The sequence below is a fragment of the Nitrospina sp. 32_T5 genome (assembly GCF_052156635.1).
In the GTDB taxonomy this organism is placed as follows: Bacteria; Nitrospinota; Nitrospinia; order Nitrospinales; family Nitrospinaceae; genus Nitrospina.
Genome location: NZ_JBQKUO010000008.1, coordinates 1 through 6,576 on the forward strand (window position 1 = coordinate 1; position 6,576 = coordinate 6,576).

The 6,576-nt window shown below is 58.5% G+C and carries 7 protein-coding genes; 3 read left to right on the forward strand and 4 right to left on the reverse strand.

Features of this window, described 5'->3' with window-relative positions; all coding sequences use genetic code 11:
- Positions 1-543 (forward strand): HD domain-containing phosphohydrolase (locus ACTRW9_RS14100; RefSeq protein ID WP_442429833.1); only part of this gene is annotated, 543 nt, incomplete at its 5' end.
- Positions 544-590: 47 nt separating this feature from the next.
- On the opposite strand, the gene ACTRW9_RS14105 is transcribed toward ACTRW9_RS14100, so the two are convergent.
- The 3 genes from ACTRW9_RS14105 to ACTRW9_RS14115 all read right to left on the reverse strand — a co-directional run bounded on the left by ACTRW9_RS14105 (position 591) and on the right by ACTRW9_RS14115 (position 4,183).
- Positions 591-1,391 carry a transporter gene (locus tag ACTRW9_RS14105; protein ID WP_442429834.1) on the reverse strand — a complete coding sequence of 267 codons (801 nt, stop codon included), beginning with the start codon at positions 1,389-1,391 and terminating at the stop codon, positions 591-593.
- A gap of 22 nt (positions 1,392-1,413) precedes the next feature.
- A complete protein-coding gene (locus ACTRW9_RS14110) occupies positions 1,414-2,559 on the reverse strand; it encodes a glycosyltransferase family 4 protein (protein ID WP_442427811.1) in 1,146 nt (381 codons plus the stop codon).
- A gap of 136 nt (positions 2,560-2,695) precedes the next feature.
- Positions 2,696-4,183, reverse strand: a complete 1,488-nt coding sequence (locus tag ACTRW9_RS14115) for a mannose-1-phosphate guanylyltransferase/mannose-6-phosphate isomerase (RefSeq protein WP_442427810.1) — start codon at positions 4,181-4,183, stop codon at positions 2,696-2,698.
- Positions 4,184-4,394: 211 nt separating this feature from the next.
- On the opposite strand from ACTRW9_RS14115, the gene ACTRW9_RS14120 reads away from it, so the two are divergent.
- Positions 4,395-4,616: a hypothetical protein gene (locus ACTRW9_RS14120; protein WP_442429835.1), complete on the forward strand. Its 222-nt coding sequence runs from the start codon at positions 4,395-4,397 to the stop codon at positions 4,614-4,616.
- 50 nt (positions 4,617-4,666) lie between these two features.
- Positions 4,667-5,668 (forward strand): CobW family GTP-binding protein, encoded by a 1,002-nt coding sequence (locus ACTRW9_RS14125; RefSeq protein WP_442429836.1) that lies wholly within the window; start codon positions 4,667-4,669, stop codon positions 5,666-5,668.
- A gap of 1 nt (position 5,669) precedes the next feature.
- Here the strand turns inward: ACTRW9_RS14125 and ACTRW9_RS14130 are convergent, their stop codons facing one another.
- On the reverse strand, positions 5,670-6,467 hold the full coding sequence (locus ACTRW9_RS14130) for an arylamine N-acetyltransferase family protein (RefSeq protein WP_442429837.1): 798 nt from the start codon (positions 6,465-6,467) through the stop codon (positions 5,670-5,672).
- Positions 6,468-6,576: the final 109 nt, after the last annotated feature.

Below are 6,576 nucleotides of genomic sequence, written 5' to 3' on the forward strand. Positions count from 1 at the left end.
AAAAAAGCGCCCCTCTCGGTCCGGGAAGAAGAATTGTTTCGCAACATCCCCAAGACCAGCATGAAGCTTCTGGAAAACATTCCGCATCTCAAGGATGTGTCCAAAATCGTGTTGTATCACAGGAAGGGGTTCGATGGTTCCGGTTATCCGCCCGGGACCCTGGAAGGCAAGTCCATTCCATTGGGCTCGCGGATCCTGGTCCTGGTGTTCGACCTCGTGGAATTGGAAGCCTCGGGGCTGACCCGCGTGCAGGCCCTGGAGAAGATGAAGGAACGCAAGTCTCATTACGATATGGATCTTCTCCGCACCTTGTACGACCATTTCCAGAATCAGGCTCAGGAAGATGAAAAAAAGCGGGTGAAGTCCGTCACCCTCGAAGGGCTCAAGGTAGGTCACGTCATCGCCAAGCGCGTGGACTCGGTGGACGGCACGCTGTTGCTCTCACCGGGGCAGATCATCACCCAGGCAAAACTGCTTCTATTGAAAAATCATCACCTCATAACCGGCATCAAGGAACCCATCCAGGTGCTGGTTGAGGAGTGATCTTCCCGACCCCTCCTCGTTTTCCTGGTGTGTCCCGGAAATCCCGATCAGAACAGGTTCCCCCAGCGGGTGGAAAGTCCGGCCCGGATGAACAGGTCGTTTGCCGCGTCATTCAACCCCACACCGGCTGACAGGTCGAACTGCCAGTCGGGGGTGATCAGCCACAACACCCCGCCATTGAAGGTGTGTGCATCGTCCGCCGGGTCCATCGGCACCGAGCCGAACACCTCCGCAAACACACTCCATTCCGGTGTGAGCACATATGCAGGAGAAAAGGTATACGTGTAGGCGCCCAGCGTCTCACGCGCTCCGCTGGCCAGGGTGGTGGTGTTCCATTCTGCGCCCAGATTGTATGTGATGCTGAAGCGTTTTGTGATCACATTGGTAAAGAGGAGTCGCACAAAAGGGTCGTAACGCTGGCGCGACACTTCATCGTCACCAAAAGGCAGGGCCACCCCCCAGTCGAGGGCGAACTCAGGCCGCAAGCCCTCGGGCCCCCAGAAATAAAACTTGGTGCCTATGTTGCCGTCGCCGAAGCCGGAGGCATCGGGACCGCCGGTGACATCCTGTGCGATGTAACCGTCCAGGAAAAAACGCAGTTCCAGCCACTCCAGCACACCCAGACGAAACAACGGTTCCGGAAGAAGGTGCGTGGTTGCATGTCCACCGTCGTCGTCGTGGGTCAGGAAGTAACCCGTTTCGATTTGAAGTGTTCCGGGTGCGACCACACTGCTCGCGTCGGATTGCCCCGGACGGTCGGTGACGATGGGGGAAGGTTCCGCCGCCCACAAAGGCGTGGCTGCCAGCAACAGGGTGGCCAGGATGTGTCCCATTAAAATGTTTCGCATCAAGTCAACTCCCGTTTGGGTTTCAGGAAACGGTTTCGGAAATTCTGCACAATGCCTGTGCCATTTCCCGGGCACTGGACTCCCAGGAGTAGTTTCGGGATTTCTCGGGCCCCAACAACCGCGCGTTGGACCGGAAATCATCATCCCGGATCAAACGTTCCAGGTTGGCAGTCAGGGAGTTCAGGTTGAGGGGATTGGTCAGCAATGCCGCCTTGTTGACCATTTCCGGCAGGGCGGACTGGTTGGAAGTCAGCACCGGTACGCCGCTGGCCATGGCCTCCAGCAGGCACATCCCGAATCCTTCATAGACCGACACATACACGAATCCGTACGCTCCACTGTAAAGAAGCGGCAGATCGTTCTCCTCCACGTATCCCAGGTAGAACAATTCGTCCGGGTGGTGGTACGACCGGATGACCGCCTGCAGGCGCTCGGTGCCCCACCCCGGTGCACCCACCATCACCAGCGGGTAATCTTTTCGCAAACTTTCCGGCAGTCGGGAATAGGCGGCAATCAGGTTGGTCTGGTTCTTTTTGGGTTCCAGCGTGCCGACCGTCAGCAGATAATGCGTCGGCAGATTGTACTTGGCACGCACCGCCTCGACCTCTTCGGGTTGGCGCGGATGAAACAAAGGCGAAACACCGGGAGGAATAATGGTGATCTTTTCCCGCGACAAACCCCACGCTGAAATGATTTCGGTACGGGTGAATTCGGACACCGTAAAAACATGTGCCGCCCGTTCCAGGCAGGCGGGTGCGTAGGTCTGCATCATCGTGCAGTAGGCCTGCCGGTGAAACTCGGGATGTTGGATTGGCGAAAGGTCGTAAAGGATGGGTACCGTCCGCCCTTCAAACGGACGAAACAGGCATTCCGGTTCCAGGTACAGGGCATCGGTATGCGGCCGGGTCAACTCCCGGAACCGGGCATCGATCGATTCGCGGGGGGCTTCACACAGCGACTCGCGGCATGCGATGGCTTCCGGATTGATGGGGGTGGCTTTGAGGTTGTCGGTGACTTCATCGATCGTCAACAGCCGGTCGGAGCCGTTGAAACACATCACCGTCCCCATCGTCGCCTGGCTTTTCAGTCCCTGCAGGAGGTGAAATAAGTAATTTCCGATACCCCGTAAAGGAGGCGTGAGGATCTCTGTGTTGACGATCAGTTTCAAACGAAAACGGCCCTCCTCCCAAGCCGAAAGACTATTTGGATTCAAATAGTTATATACAATTTGCGGGATTTTGGGGCGATTTGCAAACATTTTCGGAAAATCGCCCTCTTGGACCTGATTCCGGAAAGGGGGAAAATCAATCCGATTCCGTTTCGTCCGGCGGGGGAACTCGACCGTAGATGTCGGCAAAACGCACGATGTCGTCCTCTCCCAGGTAGGGTCCTGTGGAGACCTCGATGATGATGAGGGGCCGGTCGCCGCAGTTGGTCACACGGTGGCGGGTTTCGGGAGGAATCCTGAGGGTGTCGTTGATGGAAAGCACCTGTTCGGTTTCGCCCAGAATCACCCGGCATTCTCCCTGAACGATCACCCAGTGTTCGAGGCGGTGGTGGTGCAGTTGCAGCGACAGCATGCCGCCGGGTGCGACCACGATGCGTTTTACCTGGTAACCCTCTCCCTGGTCCACCACGGCAAACCGGCCCCACGGACGGATCACCTCGCGGCCGCTGTCGCCCGCCGGGTGGTGGCGTTTTTTCAATTCCGCCACCACCTTCCGCAAGGAGTCCAGGTGATCGCGGTCGGCCACCAGCAGGGCGTCCTCGGTATCAATAACAAAGGCGTCTTTCATGCCGACCACGGCGACCAGTCGCGATCCCGCCTGCACAAAACAGTGTTCGCTTCCAAGGTGGAGGATGTCCCCCTCGCCACGGTTGCCGTGTTCGTCTTCAGGGAAACAACGCGCCACCGCCTCCCAGTTGCCGAGGTCGTCCCAGCCCGGGTCGCAACGCACCACCGCCACCTGCCGGGCTTTTTCCATCACCGCGTAATCAACGGAAATCGAGGGGACTTTCTGGAACCGGTCGCGGTTCACCTTCAAGGCCCGGTCACGCACGCGCGACCCTTCCCAGCAGTTCAGAACCCCGTCGTGCACCTCCGGCGCGGTGCGGAGCAGAGCGCCCATGAACACGTCACAGCGGAAACAGAACATACCCGCGTTCCACAGGTAACGGCCGGAGGCAACAAACGCTTCGGCGCGTTCACGGTCCGGTTTTTCGACGAACTGGGTGACTTCCTGCACCGCCACGCCGCGCTCGGAGCGCAGCGGCGAAGGCGACAGCAGGTGTTCCAGCGAATCGCCCAGTTCAATGTAACCGTAACCCGTCTCCGGACGTTCGGGTTCGATGCCGATGGTGACAAGAAAATTGTTTTCCGCAAGCTCACGTGCGGTGGCGACCGCGGTCTGCAAAACTTCAGGACGCGCCAGGTGCTGGTCCGCCGCCAGCACAAACAGAACCGTCTCCGGTCCCACTTCCTGCGACACGTACAAGGCTGCCAGCGCGATCGCCGGGGCGGTGTTGCGTCCCATCGGCTCCAGGATGAAATCGAGGGGAACGTTACCGTGATCGGGCAACGCGGCGTATTCGTTCAGGATCGGGTATTGCAGGTGACGGGGGCCGGCGACGACAATGCGGTCGGTGTCTTCAAAATGAAGCACGCGGTCGAAGGTGCGGCGCAAAAGAGAATCGCCGCCCGCCGGGGCCAGAAACGGTTTGGGATGGTCCTCCCGTGACAGGGGCCACAACCGGGTACCCGCGCCGCCGGAGAGAATGACGGGAACAATCATGTTCTGTCCCTTTGGTCCGCCTTGGGATGAAGCCCACAAAAAAGGGGGTGCGGATCATGGGCATGACCGGGCAACCCCCTGAAATTTCAGACTAACAGAATCGTTTACAAAAATCATTGGGAAAAAGGCAGCCTGTTGTAGAATGAGGGTCGGCCTCAACCGGGCCAAATAAAAACCTTTTTCATTTCATTTTCATTCAGTTTGTGGAGGTATGAATTTCATGTCGGGAGATGAAAAGAAAAAGCAGCTCTGGCAGTCGGTGCTGGCGGACAAAAGTTTCGTGAAGAAAGACGCCGGCGAGCCCCGGTCGGGCATCAAGTCGAAGATCGACAAGGTGTACGACGAACTGGAAATCGAAAAACGTTATGAAGAAGTCCGGGAGACGGAAGACCGGACGGAAGATGCGCCCGCCGACGGACCGCGCGCTTCTTAAAAGGTCCGTACCCGTTTCCGGAAACTCACCCTTTCGCCATCAGGCTTTCCATGCAAGGCAATAAAGAAAAACACCGGGAACTCCCCGTCACCCTGCTGGCGGGGTTTCTCGGATCGGGCAAGACCACCCTGCTCAATCACATCCTCACCGGCCGGCATGGCCGGCGCATCGCCGTCATCGAAAACGAGTTCGGTGAAATCGGCATCGACCACGATCTGGTGGTCGGCGCGGAGGAGGATCTGTTTGAAATGAGCAACGGGTGTGTCTGTTGCTCGATCAAAGGGGACCTGATCGAGACGCTCAACCGGCTGCTTGCACGGCAGAAGCAGATCGATTACATCGTGATCGAAGCGACCGGTCTCGCCTCACCCGGACCCATCGCCCAGGCGTTCATGGTGGAGGAGGACATCGCTCAGGGGTTGAAGCTGGACGGGGTGGTGACGCTGGTCGACTGCAAGCACATCGAGATGCAACTCGAAGACCTGGATGTGGCCTGGGAACAGATCGCCTTTTCCAATGTGCTCCTGCTCAATAAAACCGACCTGGTGTCGGCTGAGGAACGGGACCGCGTGCACAAGCGCATTGCAGGAATCAACCCCACCGCAACCCTTCACGTCACCCGGCATGCGCAGGTTTCCCTCGACCAGGTGCTGGACATCGGCGGTTTCGACCTTAAGCGTCTGAACTTCGACGACGCCGGACACGACCACGCGCATGAGGACGGACACGACCACGACGATACCGAGCCGCGGCACGGGGAGGCCATCACCTCCGTCGGCATCACGGTGCCCGGTTGCATCGATCCCAACCGATTCAATATCTGGTTGCAGATGCTGTACCTCACCGAAGGGATGGATGTGTTTCGCTCCAAGGGCATCCTGAATGTCGAGGACTCACCCAATCGCTATGTTTTCCAGAGCGTGTACATGATGTTTGACGCGAGGGAGGACAGGCCGTGGGGAGAATCGCCCCGCCAAAACACCCTGCTGTTCATCGGGCGCAACCTGAACCGCGAGCGACTGGAAGCCGGCGTGCAATCCTGCATGGTGTGATTCATCGACCTGGATCGACAAACCCCTCGTCGATCGCCAGCCTGAAATGCATCTGCAGCAGGCGCTTGTATTCCGTATCGTCGGCGGCATGGACCGTTCGCGTGCCGCCATTGTCCCAGATTTTCAACTCACGGTTCGAAAACTTAAGGCGCCCGTTTTCGGTGGGCCGGGTGACCACCCGTTTCTGCCGGAAAATGGAATCCGGTGCGTGAGACAGGTAAAAATTCGCATACTCGTAGTCGCGCGGCAAGGACGGCTCGAGGGTGAACACGTACTGGCTGTCCCATTTGCCGTCCAGCCGGGTTTGCAGAATGTACCCTCCCGCCGGATCCCGCACCAGCCGGAACTCCTGCGCGAACTGCTTGTGCACCGTCTCCGCTTCCAGTGGAACCGGCGCGATGAGCCCGAATCCGCCGAAGCCGACATCGACCACCCAGTCGCGTCCGCCAACCCGTACCAGCTGGAGCTGATGACTGCGGGGACCGGGAATGTCGTCTTCGTCGAACACGCGGGCGGCGAGGAGGGTGAACTCGAAACCGAGGGTCTTCAGCACACGGACGAACAAACCGTTCATCTCAAAACACCAGCCGCCGCGCCTGCGGGCCACGATCTTTTCGAACAGGGCGCCGGGTTCCAGCGATATGGCGCGTCCAAGATACAGGTCGAGGTTTTCGAACGGCACGTTCAACGTGTGCGCTGTGTGGAGCGCGGTGAGCGTGGCCGCATCGTTGGCCACCGGGCCGCTGTGGCCGATGCGGTGAAGGTAGGCGTCCAGTTGTTCGTGTGTCAGCGGGGTCATGTCGGTTTTCGATCCGGTGCCGGGAAAAAGGAATCAGGTCTGAGCGTGCTTTAAATTTTATGCTATGGTTGACCGATTTTATAACGAACGCGTGGAAATTATGAAGGAA